This window comes from Chryseobacterium aahli (genome assembly GCF_022699665.1).
GTDB classification, from domain to species: Bacteria; Bacteroidota; Bacteroidia; order Flavobacteriales; family Weeksellaceae; genus Chryseobacterium; species Chryseobacterium aahli.
This window is the reverse complement of the sequence record NZ_JALDNB010000011.1, coordinates 154,761-171,023: the sequence shown is the minus strand read 5'-3', so window position 1 is coordinate 171,023 and position 16,263 is coordinate 154,761. Positions and strand designations below refer to the sequence as shown.

General features: G+C 36.5%; 16 protein-coding genes. 7 read left to right on the top strand and 9 right to left on the bottom strand.

What is annotated here, in order from left to right:
• Positions 1 to 211: 211 nt before the first annotated feature.
• Entirely contained in the window at positions 212 to 901 is a 690-nt protein-coding gene (locus MQX03_RS16900) for a C40 family peptidase (protein WP_129535324.1), read from the top strand.
• Between the two features lie 197 nt (positions 902 to 1,098).
• Here MQX03_RS16900 and MQX03_RS16895 read toward each other — a convergent pair whose 3' ends face one another.
• The 6 genes from MQX03_RS16895 to MQX03_RS16870 form a co-directional block, all read right to left on the bottom strand.
• Positions 1,099 to 1,680 carry a pentapeptide repeat-containing protein gene (locus tag MQX03_RS16895; protein WP_242804444.1) on the bottom strand — a complete coding sequence of 194 codons (582 nt, stop codon included), beginning with the start codon at positions 1,678 to 1,680 and terminating at the stop codon, positions 1,099 to 1,101.
• A gap of 139 nt (positions 1,681 to 1,819) precedes the next feature.
• Positions 1,820 to 3,067: a rod shape-determining protein RodA gene (rodA, locus tag MQX03_RS16890; RefSeq protein ID WP_242804443.1), complete on the bottom strand. Its 1,248-nt coding sequence runs from the start codon at positions 3,065 to 3,067 to the stop codon at positions 1,820 to 1,822.
• Positions 3,064 to 5,088, bottom strand: a complete 2,025-nt coding sequence (locus MQX03_RS16885) for a peptidoglycan D,D-transpeptidase FtsI family protein (protein WP_242804442.1) — start codon at positions 5,086 to 5,088, stop codon at positions 3,064 to 3,066. The genes rodA and MQX03_RS16885 overlap by 4 nt, the downstream gene beginning before the upstream one ends.
• Complete coding sequence (locus tag MQX03_RS16880) at positions 5,085 to 5,591, bottom strand: rod shape-determining protein MreD (RefSeq protein ID WP_242804441.1); 507 nt, start codon at positions 5,589 to 5,591, stop codon at positions 5,085 to 5,087. The genes MQX03_RS16885 and MQX03_RS16880 overlap by 4 nt, the downstream gene beginning before the upstream one ends.
• A complete protein-coding gene (gene mreC / locus MQX03_RS16875) occupies positions 5,584 to 6,438 on the bottom strand; it encodes a rod shape-determining protein MreC (protein WP_242804440.1) in 855 nt (284 codons plus the stop codon). The genes MQX03_RS16880 and mreC overlap by 8 nt, the downstream gene beginning before the upstream one ends.
• A gap of 28 nt (positions 6,439 to 6,466) precedes the next feature.
• The gene (locus MQX03_RS16870; RefSeq protein WP_129535330.1) at positions 6,467 to 7,492 is read right to left on the bottom strand and encodes a rod shape-determining protein; all 1,026 of its coding nucleotides are present in this window, start codon (positions 7,490 to 7,492) and stop codon (positions 6,467 to 6,469) included.
• A gap of 226 nt (positions 7,493 to 7,718) precedes the next feature.
• Here MQX03_RS16870 and hemA point away from each other — a divergent pair, with 226 nt between their 5' ends.
• The 6 genes from hemA to hemE all read left to right on the top strand — a co-directional run bounded on the left by hemA (position 7,719) and on the right by hemE (position 13,086).
• On the top strand, positions 7,719 to 8,993 hold the full coding sequence (gene hemA / locus MQX03_RS16865) for a glutamyl-tRNA reductase (RefSeq protein ID WP_242804439.1): 1,275 nt from the start codon (positions 7,719 to 7,721) through the stop codon (positions 8,991 to 8,993).
• On the top strand, positions 8,980 to 9,888 hold the full coding sequence (gene hemC, locus MQX03_RS16860) for a hydroxymethylbilane synthase (protein ID WP_242804438.1): 909 nt from the start codon (positions 8,980 to 8,982) through the stop codon (positions 9,886 to 9,888). Before hemA ends, hemC begins: the two co-directional genes overlap by 14 nt.
• A gap of 196 nt (positions 9,889 to 10,084) precedes the next feature.
• Entirely contained in the window at positions 10,085 to 10,666 is a 582-nt protein-coding gene (locus MQX03_RS16855) for a DUF1287 domain-containing protein (protein WP_242804437.1), read from the top strand.
• A gap of 6 nt (positions 10,667 to 10,672) precedes the next feature.
• The gene (locus MQX03_RS16850) at positions 10,673 to 11,329 is read left to right on the top strand and encodes a peptidoglycan recognition protein family protein (RefSeq protein WP_242804435.1); all 657 of its coding nucleotides are present in this window, start codon (positions 10,673 to 10,675) and stop codon (positions 11,327 to 11,329) included.
• On the top strand, positions 11,329 to 12,009 hold the full coding sequence (locus MQX03_RS16845) for a uroporphyrinogen-III synthase (protein ID WP_242804434.1): 681 nt from the start codon (positions 11,329 to 11,331) through the stop codon (positions 12,007 to 12,009). The genes MQX03_RS16850 and MQX03_RS16845 overlap by 1 nt, the downstream gene beginning before the upstream one ends.
• 45 nt (positions 12,010 to 12,054) lie before the next feature.
• On the top strand, positions 12,055 to 13,086 hold the full coding sequence (hemE, locus tag MQX03_RS16840) for a uroporphyrinogen decarboxylase (RefSeq protein WP_242804433.1): 1,032 nt from the start codon (positions 12,055 to 12,057) through the stop codon (positions 13,084 to 13,086).
• A 124-nt stretch (positions 13,087 to 13,210) separates the two neighbouring features.
• On the opposite strand, the gene MQX03_RS16835 is transcribed toward hemE, so the two are convergent.
• The 3 genes from MQX03_RS16835 to MQX03_RS16825 form a co-directional block, all read right to left on the bottom strand.
• The gene (locus MQX03_RS16835) at positions 13,211 to 14,431 is read right to left on the bottom strand and encodes an aminotransferase class V-fold PLP-dependent enzyme (protein ID WP_242804432.1); all 1,221 of its coding nucleotides are present in this window, start codon (positions 14,429 to 14,431) and stop codon (positions 13,211 to 13,213) included.
• Between the two features lie 159 nt (positions 14,432 to 14,590).
• Positions 14,591 to 15,232: a 50S ribosomal protein L25/general stress protein Ctc gene (locus tag MQX03_RS16830; RefSeq protein ID WP_242804431.1), complete on the bottom strand. Its 642-nt coding sequence runs from the start codon at positions 15,230 to 15,232 to the stop codon at positions 14,591 to 14,593.
• Positions 15,233 to 15,286: 54 nt separating this feature from the next.
• On the bottom strand, positions 15,287 to 16,225 hold the full coding sequence (locus MQX03_RS16825; RefSeq protein WP_129535336.1) for a ribose-phosphate pyrophosphokinase: 939 nt from the start codon (positions 16,223 to 16,225) through the stop codon (positions 15,287 to 15,289).
• Positions 16,226 to 16,263 lie beyond the last annotated feature (38 nt).

The window sequence follows — 16,263 nt, the reverse complement described above, 5'->3', positions numbered from 1 at the left end:
TATGTTAAAAAATCTTAATAAAAAAAACAGTACACTCACCGAAACAGGCGCTTAACAGCTGCATTTTCTTTAACATACTTCTACGAGATGTTAAAATGTGTTAAAACACAAACATGACAATAATCATATTGAGGCTGTCTTAGATGGAATCTCTACTTTTGTAGGGCTTTAGAGAAATAAATATTTCTTTTTCAACCGGAAATTAAAAAATATGAAGAAAAGAGTTTTGTTTTATTTAGTTGCTTTTGTTTCAACAATATCACTACAATCATGCGTTACTAATTACGTAGTTTCAAAACCGGCAACTTACACTAAAGAGTACAAAACAGATGCCAAACTAGTTGCTTTAGACACTAAGATAGAGAATGATAAGAAGCTGTTAATCAACTCTTTTATATCTGAAAAAGCAGTGGCCATCTCAAACGCAAAAAATTCTTTAAAAAATTCTGAAATCGCAAAAGCGATCAAACACAATAAGACCATTGATAACATCTTAACAGAAGCTTCAACCTACCTAGGAACTCCTTATAGATACGGGGGAACTACAAGAAACGGAATCGATTGTTCAGCATTTGTATTATCAGTATTCGGAGCAGCAGCCGGTCTTACATTACCAAGAGTAGCAGCATCTCAGTCTCAGGAAGGAGAAGCTATCGATAAAGAAAACCTTCAGAAAGGAGATTTAATTTTCTTTTCTCACGGCAGAAGAATTTCTCACGTAGGAATTGTAGAAAGCGTAACTGAAGAAGGAGAAGTAAAATTCATTCATGCAGCGACTTCAAAAGGTGTAATGATCTCTTCACTGAATGATTCTTATTGGGGACCAAAATTCAGGTTTGCAAAAAGAGTAATCAATGAGAACGGAGAAAGCTACAACAACTTAGCCTCTACTAGTTTTTAGTTTTAAATAATTGATTTATATAAACGAAGCCATCAAAATTTGATGGCTTTAATTTTTGCTTAAAAACTAAGCCAAAGCCTACAATAAGATTATAAGTTTCGGCTAAAGCCATCTATTGCGCTGACATTTTTAAACGGGCTGAAGCGCATTCCTATTGATTCATCTGGTAGATAAGCTTTCGCTTAAGATAATTCAAATCAGCTGTTTTTATCGATTTCTATATCGAATCGCCGTAAGAGTCCGTGAACTTCTGAAAGTGAAAATTTCGTCTTCTTTAGCCTATTAGAATCAGGATTGATCGTGTAACTGAAAGATGTTCTTAAATCTGTTTTCTCTAAATTGGTTCTTTCGAATGTGGCGCCGTTGAAATCACAGTTTGAAAATACTGAATTCGACAAATCTGCTTCAGCAAAATCAACTTCAATCAGCTTACAATTTTTAAACAATGTTCTTTTGATGGAAGTTTTATAGAAAACAGAATTATTAAGAGCACAGCTTTCAAATCTGAAAGACATTCCAAACTCGTTACAGTCGTCAAAGTGCATCCCGAACATTTTGCATTCTTTGAAAAATACATCACGAAAGGCAGTTCCGCTAAGCTTAGTCATGCTTAAATTACAGTCTGTGAATTCGCAATTGGTAAATTTAAATTGAGAAATATTAGCATATTCAAAATTGCTATTTTGAAATGTACAGTTTTCGTACTCGCCAATCTGCAAAGATGATTCAGCAAAATTTAAATGAGCATAATTTTGATCTAAGACGTAAGCTTCGTTCATCGACTTTAAGATTTATTTGAAAAAAAAGGAAAATAATAGAAATTTCATTTCACTGACTGAGAGCAAACTGTACAGATTTATTTTCGAAAAATTCGCAACATGAATGTAAACTTCCTTCGTCACGCTGTTAACTCCCAGCTTATACTAAACTGTTTTTATCTGCGTAATTTAATTTAAAGAAAATAAAAGTCATCATTGAAAAGGCAAGCAACGAACTTCCACCATAACTGAAGTATGGCAACGGAATACCCACCGTCGGAAACAAGCCCATAACCATCCCTAAATTGATCGAAAAGTGCATCAACAGGATTGAGGCAAAAGAATACCCGAAAACCCTGTTAAAGGTCGATTTCTGCTTTTCTGCGAGATAATAGATTCGTCCGATATAAACCATATACGCAAGAACCAAAATGGTACTTCCAAGAAAACCCCATTCTTCACCAACTGTACAAAATATATAGTCAGTTTCCTGCTCCGGAACAAATTTTCCCTGAGTTACAGAACCTTCACGAAAACCTTTTCCAAAAAATCCACCGGAACCGATCGCCGTTTTTGAATACAAAAGATTATATCCTGATGTATCACGGAATTCACGCTCTCCTTTATACAAAACTTCCACCCTTTCCTGCTGGTGTTTTGGAAGTTTTTCAAAAATAACAGGCGAAATAAATGATAATGCCGCCAAAAGAAGAACAATTCCGACACCCGGTAAAAGTGTGTATATATTTTTACGAAGAAAAGCTGCGTTAAACGCAAACCATAATCCGCCAATAAAAATAATAAATCCAGTAAAATACCATAAACTCCACTGCAGGGGATCATTGAGATAATTAGCCAAAAGAAAAACAACTCCGAAAAGACCACCAATCAGAAAAAGTTTTCCGCTGAGACCTTCACGATACAAAGCAATAAAAAATGCCGTAAAAACCAATAGTGACCCTACATCAGGAATTGAAAGCACCACAATTGCAGGAATGCCTATAATTGCTAAAACTGCGATGAGTGATGTTCTATTTTTTAAGTTAAATTCTGATCCTGAAACATAATTAGCAAGCATCAAAGCCACCCCAATCTTAGAAAATTCAACTGGTTGCATGGTAAAACTTCCAAATTTATACCAATTCTTCTGACCCAGAATTTCTGTTCCGAAAACGTGAAGACCTGCAAGCATCAGAACTCCTCCTACATAAATGATCCCGGACATATTTTCAAAAAACTTGCTTCTGCTGAAGAAAATAATCAATCCGACAAATAAAGAAATCCCGAAAAACAAAAGCTGTTTTTTTCCTAAACCTTCATCTACGCTGTAAATATTGGCAATCGCAAAAATGCAAAGCAAGAGATACAAGCCAATCCCCAATTTATCTATTCCTTCCGTCCACTTCATGGTTTTGCGGTTTTTTTGGGTTCAACTTTCTTAGCGTTCAGTTTTTCTTTTGCTTTTTTGACCAGGTTTAAGCTATCCTGTATTCTTTTAAGTTTTAGAGAATCTGGTTTGGGCTCTTTGTAAAGCCCTTTTCTTTTGAGATCAGCAATCCACTGTCTTTTATATTCTGGCATGAAGCTCGAAGTGATCATTTTTTTGTAGAGATGTTCACGTTTAAGATCTCCGGTAATATATTTTTCGGCAATTACCGTACAAGCTGGCCCTGCCCAAGTAGCACCAAATCCTGCATGCTCCATTACAGCAACTACTACAATTTTTGGCTTATCTGCAGGAGCAATCAAAACAAAAATCGAATTATCTTTTCCCTGAGGCACCTGTGCCGTTCCGGTTTTGGCCAATTGAGTAAAATCTTTAGACATTAGACCTCTCGCCGTTCCTCGCAAAACTACCGCTTCCATCCCTTTGAGGACAGGTTCAAAATGTTTTGGATCAACTAAAGTTTGATGTCTTTTTTTAAATCGAGGATCCGGATTTGGTTTTCCATCGATTGATTTTACGATATGAGGCGTGTAGTACCAACCGCGATTGGCAATTGCAGAAACATAGTTTGCCAACTGAAGAGGCGTTACCATGACATCACCTTGTCCCATTCCGTTATAGATAGCTCCGGTAGACATTTCGTCCCAATTTTTATAATCGTCTTTCTTAGAACCGTTTGCTTTAATAATTGCTCTAAATCTCCTTTCATAAAAATCCCCTGAAGGAATTCTGCCTTTTGCACCTACCGCAAAATCATTATTTAAAAATTCACCAACGCCAAAGCTGCTCATGATTTTTTTCCACTCGTCAACACCTTTTGAAGGATTTCCAGGATATTTTTTAATAATTGCAATAAATGCATAGGTAAAAAAACAGTTACTTGAAACCTGAATCGATGGAATCAACGGATCAGCCCCACCGTGACCTTTTATTCTTTTTCCTTTATAATAAAAACCACCGCCACAAGGAAAAATTGTTTTATCAGTCATCACACCCATTTGCATGGCCGCCAAAGCGGTCAGCAATTTGAAAGTCGATCCCGGTGGATAACCTGCCTGTAATGATCTATCGAATGTAGGTTTGTTTTCGTAAATGGTATCTCTTGAAAGTGCATACAGATTTCTAGACTTATTAGGACCAGTAAAAAGATTAGGATCAATATCCGGACCGGTTGCGGCGACTAAAACTTCTCCGTTATTAGGATCAATTGCAACCACAGCACCATGTTTATCTACCAGCATTTCCTCTGCCATTCTCTGTAAATCGTAATCGATTGTCAGTGTAATATCTTTTCCCGTTATAACGTCCCGATCTAAAGAACCATTTTTGTAAGGCCCGACATTTCTAAGTTTAATATCTTTCTGAATGTATTTAATTCCTTTTACCCCACGCAGTTCTTTTTCATAAGATTTTTCGATTCCGGTTTTCCCGATGAGGTCGCCGGGAAGATAATAAGTAGAATCTTTTTTGATTTCTCTGTCATTGACTTCACTAGTATATCCCAAAAGGTTTCCGGAAGTGGAAACTTCATACTGTCTTTGCGGACGCTGAACGATACTGAAAGCGGGATATTTAAATATAATCTCCTGAACTCTCGCAATTTCCTCTCTGCTGAGGTCTTTGATGAAAGTCATCGGGGTCAGTTTAGAATAATATTTTTCTTTTTTGATGACATTAATTCGTTTAATAAAATCTCTTTTATCAATTTTCATTAAATTACAGAAAGATAAGGTATCAAAATCAGGTTTCATCAATGCCTGAGTGAAAGAAATCTCGTACGCAGGCTGATTTCCCACCATAATTTTGCCGTTTCTGTCGAAAATAACTCCACGTTGCGGAATAACATATTCAGTTTTGATTGAAGTGTTGGCAGCATTTAATGCGTATCGGTCTGTGAACAACTGTAAATAAGAAAGTCTTGCCACAAAAATGAGAGCAAGTACGATGAGAACAGTTAAGATTTTTATATGGCGTGTGTTCAAACTTTCTGTTTGATTTTAAAGATTAATGCGTAAATAATGATAAATATAAAAGAAATTACACTAGTTACCAACACATTAAGAAAGATTTCAAAAATTCTGGTGAATTTAAAAAACTCAATATACTGTACCAAAAGCTGATGTAAAAATATGCTTGAGAAGAGGAACAGCAAAAACTGAGTCCATTGCAGAGACTGAAATGAGAAGAAATCGGTAGAAGTATCTGTAGAAGTTCTGAAGATTAAAGTTCTGAAATAAGCTACAACAGTCATTGCCAAAGCATTGATTCCCCAAGAATAGAGGAAAGCATCAATCGCCAACCCAATTAAAAAACTTAAAGCTAAGAACTGAAATTTATTTCTAAAAAAAGGATAGAACATCACAAAAACAGGATACAAAACCGGCGTATACTTTCCGAACAGCGTAATCCTGTTCAAAACAAATATCTGTAATGCAACCAGAAAAATCATGATCAAAAGATCTGTAAATAAAGTTCTGCTAATCATTTTCTTTTTTTATTACGGCCTGCATCGTGTCGCTGATTTTCTGAACCTCAGCTTTCTTAAGGTTTTTAACAACGAAAACTTTATTCAAAGCGCCCATTTTTTCACTCAACTCCACAGAAATATCCCAAAATCCGGTCTGGTTATCTACTGTATATCCTGCGACAGTACCAATCATAATCCCTTTAGGGAAAATTGCTGATTTACCATCTGTTACAATGGTATCTCCTATTTTCAGGGAAACATATTTAGGAACATCAGACAAGTGCATCACTCTTGAATTGTCCCCTTTCCAAGTCAAAGTACCAAAGTACCCGGATTTTTTTAGAGCAGCATTGATTCTGATTTTATTAACGCTCAATACAGATTGTACCAAAGCATAACTGTCTGTAGAATTGATGACGATTCCGGCAATTCCTTTTGGCGCCATGACGCCCATCTGAGGAAGAACTCCATCACGTCTACCGCGGTTGATGGTAAAGTAGTTGTTTCGTCGGTTGATACTGTTGAAAACAATTTCACCGTCAACGAATGTATAGATCTGTCCGCCACCCAAAGTATCATGTACTTTTCTGAATAGAGGATTTTTCGCTCCCTGTTTTCCGTAAAGCTCAAGCATCAATGCTTTGTTTTGAGCGACAAGATCTTCGTTGGTTTGTTTTAGTTTTAAATAAGAAACTCCTTCATCAATATACCCCGAAACCCATGAATTGAACGCAGCCGTCTGACCTGCAAGCCAGGATTGTTGCATTGCGTTTTTAGAGAATATCAGAACAAGAGCAATAATTTGCAGGAAAATAAAGAAGACAAGAAGAGCATTCTTTGAAAATAATCTCAGCAAAAATCCCATTCAGATAAAGAGTCGTAAAAAGTTAAAATTATTTAATTAAGAAATTGAATTTATCCATATTCTTAAGTGCGATACCCGTACCTCGTACCACGGCTCTCAATGGATCTTCAGCTACAAAAACCGGAAGACCTGTTTTCTTGTGAAGTCTGTCTGCCAAACCTCTCAACAAAGCACCACCACCAGCAAGATAAATACCTGTTTTGTAAATATCGGCTGACAATTCTGGAGGCGTAAGAGAAAGTGTTTCCATTACTGCATCTTCAATTCTGATAATCGATTTATCCAAAGCACGAGCGATTTCTTTGTAACCAACCATAATTTCTTTTGGTTTACCTGTGATCAAGTCTCTACCTTGCACCGGAATATCTTCAATATCCACATCAAGATCTTCAACAGCAGAACCTACTTCAATTTTCACTCTTTCAGCAGTTCTTTCTCCGATATAAAGGTTATGGTGTGTTCTCAGGAAATAAGCAATATCATTGGTAAATACGTCACCTGCAATTTTCACAGATTTATCACAAACGATACCACCCAAAGCAACTACTGCAATTTCTGTAGTACCACCACCTATGTCGATGATCATATTTCCTTCAGGTTTCTGAACATCAATACCAACTCCTATTGCAGCTGCCATTGGCTCATAGATTAACCTTACATCTTTAGCGTTTACTTTTTGAGCAGAATCTCTTACCGCTCTCTTTTCAACTTCGGTAATTCCTGATGGAATACAGATTACAATTCTTAAAGCAGGCTGAATAAATCTTCCTTTAATACCAGGGATTTTCTTGATAAACTCCTTGATCATGTGCTCAGAAGCATGAAAATCTGCAATAACACCATCTTTCAACGGACGAATTGTTTTGATATCCTCATGAGTTTTACCCTGCATATGTTTCGCCTGCTCACCTACTGCGATTGGCTTACCTGTAGAACGCTCAATTGCAACAATTGATGGCTGATCAATAACAATCTTGTTATTGTGGATGATAAGCGTGTTGGCAGTTCCAAGGTCTATCGCAATGTCTTGCGTAAACATATCGAATATACTCATAATTTTGTCCTGATTTAAGTTTACAAAGATATAAATTAATGACTACTTATGAATAATATCATGAATATAATTTGGTTAAAATTTTATTAAATTTTTAATTTTTCATTAATCTTTCGTTTATCTGATTCTTAGAGCTTTTTCAATATAATTTATAGCTTTTTACGATATTTATCATACACAATATCAGCAGGAGCTTAATTTAAAAATACTTAAATTTGCAACGCTTATGATACAGTATTCTAACATACATCAGACGACAAATTTCGCTGTACTTTCAGTGAGTTATGAGAAGGCAGATGTAGAAACGAGGGGAAAATTTGCATTCTTCGACGAAAATATCAAAAACTTTGTTTCCCGAATTCACGACGAAAATCTGGGGGATGCCTTTGTGGTTTCCACCTGCAACAGAACTGAGATTTATACAACGACATCCAACTATCTTTTTGTGGCCGAAGAGTATTGCAAAACGATTGGCGTCAACCTTTCAGACTTCCTGCCTTTTGCCAATATTTTAACAAAAGAAGAAGCGCTGAAACATTTGTTCAGAGTAGCAGCCGGTTTGGAAAGTCAGATCATCGGTGATTTTGAGATTATCGGACAAATCAAGAAAGCGTACGCCCGGTTTAAGAAAGAACGACAGAACTCGAATCCTTATTTGGAACGATCCATCAACTCTGCGATTCAGATTTCTAAAAGAATCAAAAACGAGACGGCAATTTCCAACGGTGCGGCTTCGGTTTCTTATGCGGCAGTTCATTATATTTTAAACAATCAAAAAAAACTGAACGAAAAAAACATCTTACTTCTCGGAGTTGGTGAAATCGGACAGAACACGGTTGAAAATTTAGTAAAACACGTTTATCAGCCTAAAATTAAAATCGCCAACAGGACTCAGGAAACTGCGGCAAAAATTTCCGAGAAATACAATATTCCTAATATTGATTACACTGATTTTGATAAAGAAATTGAGAATACCGATATTTTGATTGTAGCCACTGGTGCAAAAACCCCCATCATCAACAAATCTCATTTTCAAAACGGAAGAGAAACTTTGGTGATTGATCTTTCGATCCCGCATAATGTTGATAAAAGCGTTTCAGAACTTAGTCACGTAACTTTGATTGATGTTGATGAGCTTTCGAAACAAATTCAGGAAACCATACAGCAGAGAGAAAAAGAAATCCCCAAAGCTGAAAAAATCATCAAGGAAATGACCAAAGACTTCCTTGAATGGGAGAAAAAAAGAAAACTGGCACCAAACATCCATCACTTCAAAGCGGTCTTGAAAAATATGGAGCGTAATGAGATGCACAATTTCTACAGAAAAAATAAGTACATCAATATCAACGACATGGAGCTTTCTGAGAAAATGATTCAGAAAATTACCAACCGTTTTGCAAAATATATCATTGATAACCCTCTCAAAGCCGAAGAAATTAGTAAATTAATGCACGAAATATTAGTTGAACAACCCAATAACGAATTCAATGAAAAGCATTAGGATAGGAACCAGAAATTCGGCACTTGCACTTTGGCAGGCCAGAGAAGTAGCCAGGCACTTACAGAACAATAATTACCTTACGGAGATCACTCCCATCATTTCTTCAGGAGATAAAAATCTCAATCAGCCACTTTATTCTTTAGGAATTACAGGCGTTTTCACAAGAGATTTGGATGTCGCTTTATTAAATGACGAAATTGACATTGCCGTACACTCTTTGAAAGATGTACCCACGCAACTTCCACACAATATTGAACTGATTGCGCATCTTGAAAGAGATTATCCGCAGGACGTTTTAATCAGAAGAAAATCTGCACAAGACAAAGAATTTCACGAACTGAAACTGGCAACAAGTAGCTTGAGAAGACGTGCTTTTTGGTCAAAACATTATCCCGACACTCAGTTTTTTGATATCAGAGGAAATATCCAGACGAGATTACAAAAACTGGAAGAACAGGATTTTGATGCAACGATTTTATCTCTAGCCGGAATCAAAAGAATGAATATGGATATCAATTACGAGATGCTTCCCGTAATGATTCCTGCTGCTTCGCAAGGTGTGATTGCCATTGCTGGACATTCTGAAAAGCCTGAAATCAACGAGATTTTAAAATCGATCAATCACAAGCAAACCCAAATCTGCATAGAAATGGAAAGAAATTTCCTGAGCACGCTTGAAGGTGGCTGTACAGCTCCGATTGGCGCTTTTGCGGAAAAAATTGGGAACCAGATTCGTTTTAAAGGAGCGCTTTGTTCGCTTGACGGAAAAAACTATATCGCTATCGACGAAAGTTTTGAATATAATGAAGAAGAGAATTTCGGTGAAAAATTTGCGAACATCGTATTAGAAAATGGTGGAAGAGAATTGATGGCTGAGATTAAAAGCCAGCTGTAATTTTTAAATATTTTTCACCATTAAGATTTATAAGTTTTAAAGATAATTTAAGTGAATTTCTAAAGAAATTTATTTAGCAGACCGCTAAATTGAGATGCATCTGAATCTCAACATTTCTTTATGTCTAAAGTTTCTTAGTGTTTAAAATTAATTTTTGAACTTTACAAAACTGTTTTTAATTCAAAGTTTCAAGTCTATGAAAAAGTACTTTTCCATAATCTTATTCCTGTTTTTTGTTTTTACAGCGAATGCTCAGAATCAGTTTGCTCAAAAATTATCTGATGCCGCTTTAAGCTTAACAAAAGACAGAGTCACTTACGATCCTGCTTATTTTACCATCAAATATCCAAACGGTGACGTCCCCGCAGACAAAGGTGTTTGTACAGATGTTGTCATCAGAGCGTACAGAAAATTGGGGATTGATTTGCAAAAAGAAGTGCATGAAGATATGAAGAAGAATTTTTCTAAATATCCTAAAAACTGGGGTCTGAAAAGAGCCGATACCAATATCGACCACAGAAGAGTTCCTAATCTGAGAGTTTTCTTTGCAAAATTCGGGCAGTCAAAATCTACTGAAAAAAATCCTGCGCTTTATGCTCCCGGCGACATTGTCACATGGCTTTTACCCGGAAATTTGACACACATCGGAATTGTAGTGAATAAAAAATCGGCTGACGGAAAAAGATATCTGATTGTTCACAACATCGGTGGCGGGCAGGTGATTGAAGATTGTCTGTTTAGATTTACCATAACAGGACATTATCAATATCAGAAATAATTATTCATGAAAAATCTGATTTACCTCTTATTCTTATTGATATTAAACTTTTCGCCTGCACAACAAAGTGAGTTTAAAATAGTCAATAAACCCATCAATTATTCTGAGGAGAGAATTCGTCTTAGCCTAGAATATTTGAAAGACCATCACGGACTGACTCAAAAAACGCCAACGATTGTTCCGAAAGTGATTGTTCTGCATTATACCGCCGGCGGAACCGTGGAAAGTAATTTTAAATACTTCAACAATACACATCTCGAAAGCGCTAGAAATACTTTAAAAAAACAAAGTACACTCAACGTATCTTCGCAATACATCGTCGATCGAGACGGAACGATCTATCAATTGATTGAACCGAATATATTTGCAAGACACACCATCGGCTTAAATTATTGCGCCATCGGAGTTGAAAATATCGGAAGTAAAAAACAGCCTCTCACAGAAAAGCAAGTTGCAGCAAATGCTCAGTTAGTAAGATATTTAACGAAAAAATACAAGATAGAATATTTAATCGGCCATTCGGAGTACGGTGTTTTCAGAAATTCTAAGCTTTGGAAAGAATCTGACCCGAAATATTTCACCGGAAAAGAAGATCCCGGAAAAGATTTTATGAACAAGGTAAGATTACAAGTCGCTGATTTACGTTTGAAAGACAAACCTTAATGAAAATTTTATTCACCAAAAACATAGGTTCAGAATTGCTTTCCAAAGAATTGGGAAACGATATTTCGGCTGAATGTATTGAGGTCATTCTAATAGAAAATTTAAAAGTTGAAGTATTTGATTTAAAAAATTACTCGCTGATTTTCACAAGTTCAAATGGTGTGAAATCTTTTTTTGAGAATCAATTTAAACCAAACGAAGATTTTGCCGCAAAAAACTACAATAAAATCTACTGCGTCGGCGAGAAAACAAAAAGAGAAATCAGAAAGAATGGTTTCGGGACTTTTAAAGTTTTAAAAAACGCTGAAACACTTTCAAAATTCATTATTGACAACTGTGTTCACGAAAAATTCATTCATTTTTGTGGAAATCTGGCGATTGATGTATTAGATAACAACCTTCCGCTACAAAATATCAGCTACAAAAAAGTTACTGTTTACAAGACAGAAGAGCTGAATCCTGTAATACCTGAAAAATATCATGCAATAGTTTTTTTTAGCCCAAGCGGAGTTCGTAGTTTTGCGAAAAATAATTCTTTAGAAAATTCAGCTCTCTTTTCAATAGGAGAAACTACTTCAAAAGAGTTAAGAAAACATACAGAATCAGAGATTTTTACAAGTAAAAAAAATACTTTATCAAACCTGTTGTCGGCTATAAAAGATGCTTTAAAGAATAACTAATTTTAAAGCAATCAACTCAAAACCAACAACTACCAACTAAAAGATATGATTAAAAACGACCTATATTTAAAAGCACTTCGTGGAGAAACTGTAGAAAGACCACCGGTTTGGATGATGAGACAGGCAGGAAGATACCTACCGGAATTCATTGCATTGCGTGACAAATACGACTTTTTCACAAGATGCCAAACTCCGGAACTGGCTTCTGAAATCACCGTTCAGCCCATCAGAAGATATCCTTTGGATGCTGCGATTTTATTTTCAGACATCTTGGTGGTTCCTCAAGCGATGGGAATTGATTTTAAAATGAAAGAAAACGTTGGTCCGTGGTTGGATAACCCGATCAGAACGATGGAAGATGTGCAGAATGTAATCGTTCCGGATGTGAATGATACTTTAGGCTACGTTTTTGATGCGATCGAACTCACTTTAATCAAATTAGACAACGATATTCCATTGATTGGTTTTGCGGGATCGCCTTGGACGCTTCTTTGCTACTGCGTGGAAGGAAAAGGAAGTAAGGCTTTTGATATTGCGAAATCTTTCTGTTTCCAGCAGCCGGAAGCTGCGCATTTGTTGCTTCAGAAAATCACAGATACTACGATTGCTTACTTAAAAAGAAAAGTAGAGAAAGGAGTTTCTGCAGTTCAGGTTTTCGATTCTTGGGGCGGAATGCTTTCTCCACAGGATTATCAGGAATTTTCTTGGCAGTACATCAGTCAGATTGTTGAAGCATTGGCTCCTTTGACGCACGTTGTTGTTTTCGGAAAAGGATGCTGGTTTGCGTTGGAAGATATGACAATGTCGCCGGTTTCTGCTTTAGGTGTTGACTGGACGATTAAACCGGAATTGGCTAGAACATTAACGAATCACACAATGACTTTGCAAGGAAATTTTGATCCTGCAAGATTACATTCTACTCCGGAAACCATTAAGAAAATGGTGAACGAAATGATCAACCGTTTCGGAAAAGACCGATATATCGCCAATCTTGGTCACGGAATTTTACCTAACATTCCTTTGGAAAATGCAGAAGCGTTTATCAGAGCGGTGGTAGATTGGAAGCCGAATAATTAATGTAAATCTCCCGCAAATCACACAGATTAACACAGATTTTATTTAGCAAAAACTATAAAAGCAAAATCCCTTTCAACGAAAAGCTGAAAGGGATTTTTTATGTCTAAATTAAATTTCTGAAAAATTACGCCAGCATTCTTTGTGCTTTTTTAACACCTTCCACCAACAAATCAATCTCCTGAAATGTATTATAAACTGCAAAACTTGCTCTCACCGTTCCTGCAATATTAAAGAAATCCATAATCGGTTGAGTACAGTGATGTCCAGTTCTTACGGCAACGCCCATTTTATCGAGAATCATTCCGACATCTGAAGAAATTCCCATTCCAATCAGATTAAAAGAAACAACTCCGGTTCTGTTGGCATTTTCACCATACACTTTCAAACCCTCAATTTCGAGAAGATGTCTTTGAGCATATTCCAATAAAGCATTTTCGTGCTTTTGAATATTTTCATGACCAACTTTATTGATGAAATCAACAGCTGCACCTAAAGCGATATTTCCACCTACATTGGGAGTTCCTGCTTCATATTTAAAAGGTAAACCTGCGTAAGTGGTCTGATCAAATGAACAAACCGCAATCATCTCACCGCCTCCGTGGAATGGCGGCAGATTTTCAAGAATCGCCTGTTTTCCGTACAAAATACCTGTTCCCATCGGAGCATACATTTTGTGACCTGAAAACACAAAGAAATCGCAGTCTAAAGCTTGAACATCTATTTTGAAATGCGGAGCAGACTGCGCACCGTCAATGACAATATACGCATCTGAATTGGCTCTTGTTTTCGCAATGATTTCTTCAATAGGATTAACGATTCCCAAAGCATTGGAAACCTGATTCACAGAGACAACCTTCGTTTTTTCGCTTAAAAATTCATCTAAATAATCCAACTGTAGAATTCCGTTTTCATCGATTGGGATGACACGAAGTTTAGCTCCGGTTCTTTCACACAACAATTGCCACGGAACGATATTCGAATGATGTTCAAGGTAAGAAATAATAATCTCATCGTCTTTTTTTAATTTTCCTGTTAGAATATAAGCGATGAGGTTAATCCCTTCTGTGGTTCCTTTAGTGAAAATGACTTCAAAATCATTTTTAGCATTGATGAATTTCTGGATTTTTCTTCTTGAAAGTTCCATTTCTTCGGTTGCCAACTGGCTCAACGTATGAATTCCTCTGTGTACGTTAGCATTGATTTCTGTATAATATTGATTCCAAACTTCAAGAACTGAATTTGGCTTCTGTGATGTTGCTGCATTGTCTAAGTAAACCAATGGCTTACCATTCACCTGCTGGTTTAATATAGAAAACTGACTTCTTATTTCCTGAATGTCAAACATTTATTACAATTTTTATGATTAAACGTTCTTATTTAGAACACCTCAAATTTACGACATTTTATTCAAAAGTCTGTCAGATCAATAGAGTGATAGATTTCATTTAAAACAAAAAAACCTGCCAATAAATTGACAGGTCTTGTATTGTGATTAAGAAATTTCTTATTCAGCTGCTGCTTCTTCAGTTGCCGGAGCTTCTCCTTCAACTTCAGTTGCAACTTCTTCATCGTCATCGTCTGCCATTGCACCACCTTTCGCTGCATTTCTAGACATTTTAACAGCTACAACAACTGCATTGTCTGGGTGTACGAAAGAGAATCCTTCAGCTTTAAGACCTCCTACATAAAGTTTGTTACCAATCTTCAATGCAGTAATGTCTACAACTACCTCGTCTGGTAAGTTTGCAGGAATAGCTTTTACTTTCAACTTTCTGAAAGACTGACGTAAAACACCACCAGCTACAACACCCTTAGAACGACCTGTTAATCTTACAGGAACTTCCATTACTACTGGCTTATCGTCAGATAATCTGTAGAAGTCTGCGTGAATAATCTTGTCTGTAATTGGGTGGAACTGAATATCCTGAAGAACAGCAGGAATTACCTGTCCGTCAACTTCAATAGATACCGTGTGTGCTTCAGGAGTATACACTAAACCTTTGAACGCTTTCTCTAATGCAGAGAAGTTCAATGGCTCGCCACCTCCGTAAACAACACAAGGAACTAATTCAGCATCACGTAAAGCTTTTGTCGACTTTTTGCCCACGCTTTCTCTTTTTGTACCTTGAATTGTAATAGATTTCATTTATAAAAATTTAAAAATTGTTTTGATTTTAATTTACAATCTGTTAATTATCAATTAAATAACAAACTTACTGCTAATTGATTGATGCTCGTGCACCATCTTCATAACATCAGCAAATAATGGGGCGCAAGATAGCACTTTTATTTTAGATGACAAATTAGTTTTTACAGGAATTGAGTCAGTTACAATCACTTCCAGCAATTGCGAGTTCTCAATATTCTCATAAGCCTTTCCTGAAAGCACACCGTGAGTTGCCATTGCTCTTACAGATTTCGCTCCTTTTTCCATTAAAATACCCGCAGCTTTACAAAGTGTTCCTGCGGTATCGATCATATCATCAATAAGGATAACGTTTTTACCTTCTACATCCCCGATAAGGAACATTTCTTCAATTACATTTGCCTTTTTTCTCTCTTTGTAAGCAATTACAACGTCTGCACCTAAGTGACCTGCATAGTTTTTCGCTCTCTTTGCTCCACCCATATCCGGAGATGCAATGGTCAAATTATCAAGATTCATATCTCTGATGTAATCTACAAATATTGTAGAAGCATACAAATGATCAACAGGAATTTCAAAGAACCCTTGAATTTGGTCTGCGTGCAGATCCATCGTCATGATTCTTGTTGCTCCGGCAGCAGTTAAAAGATTTGCTACCAATTTTGCCCCGATAGGTGCTCTTGGCTTGTCTTTTCTGTCTTGTCTTGCCAAACCGAAATACGGAAGCACAACGGTAATACTTTTAGCAGAAGCTCTTTTGGAAGCGTCAATCATTAGAAGAAGCTCTAAAAGATTGTCTGCCGGCGGAAATGTAGAAGCAATTAGGAAAACCCTTCCTCCTCTTACAGATTCGTCTAGCACTGGCTCAAATTCACCATCGCTGAACTCCTGGATGATGATTTTCCCTAATTCTTTCCCATAGTGATGGGCAATTTTTTCTGCTAGCTCCTTACTAGTTCTTGTCGAAAATAGATAACTTTGTTGCTCGGCCATTTTTACTTTTTAAAAGATTTTGCAAATTTAAAAAAAAA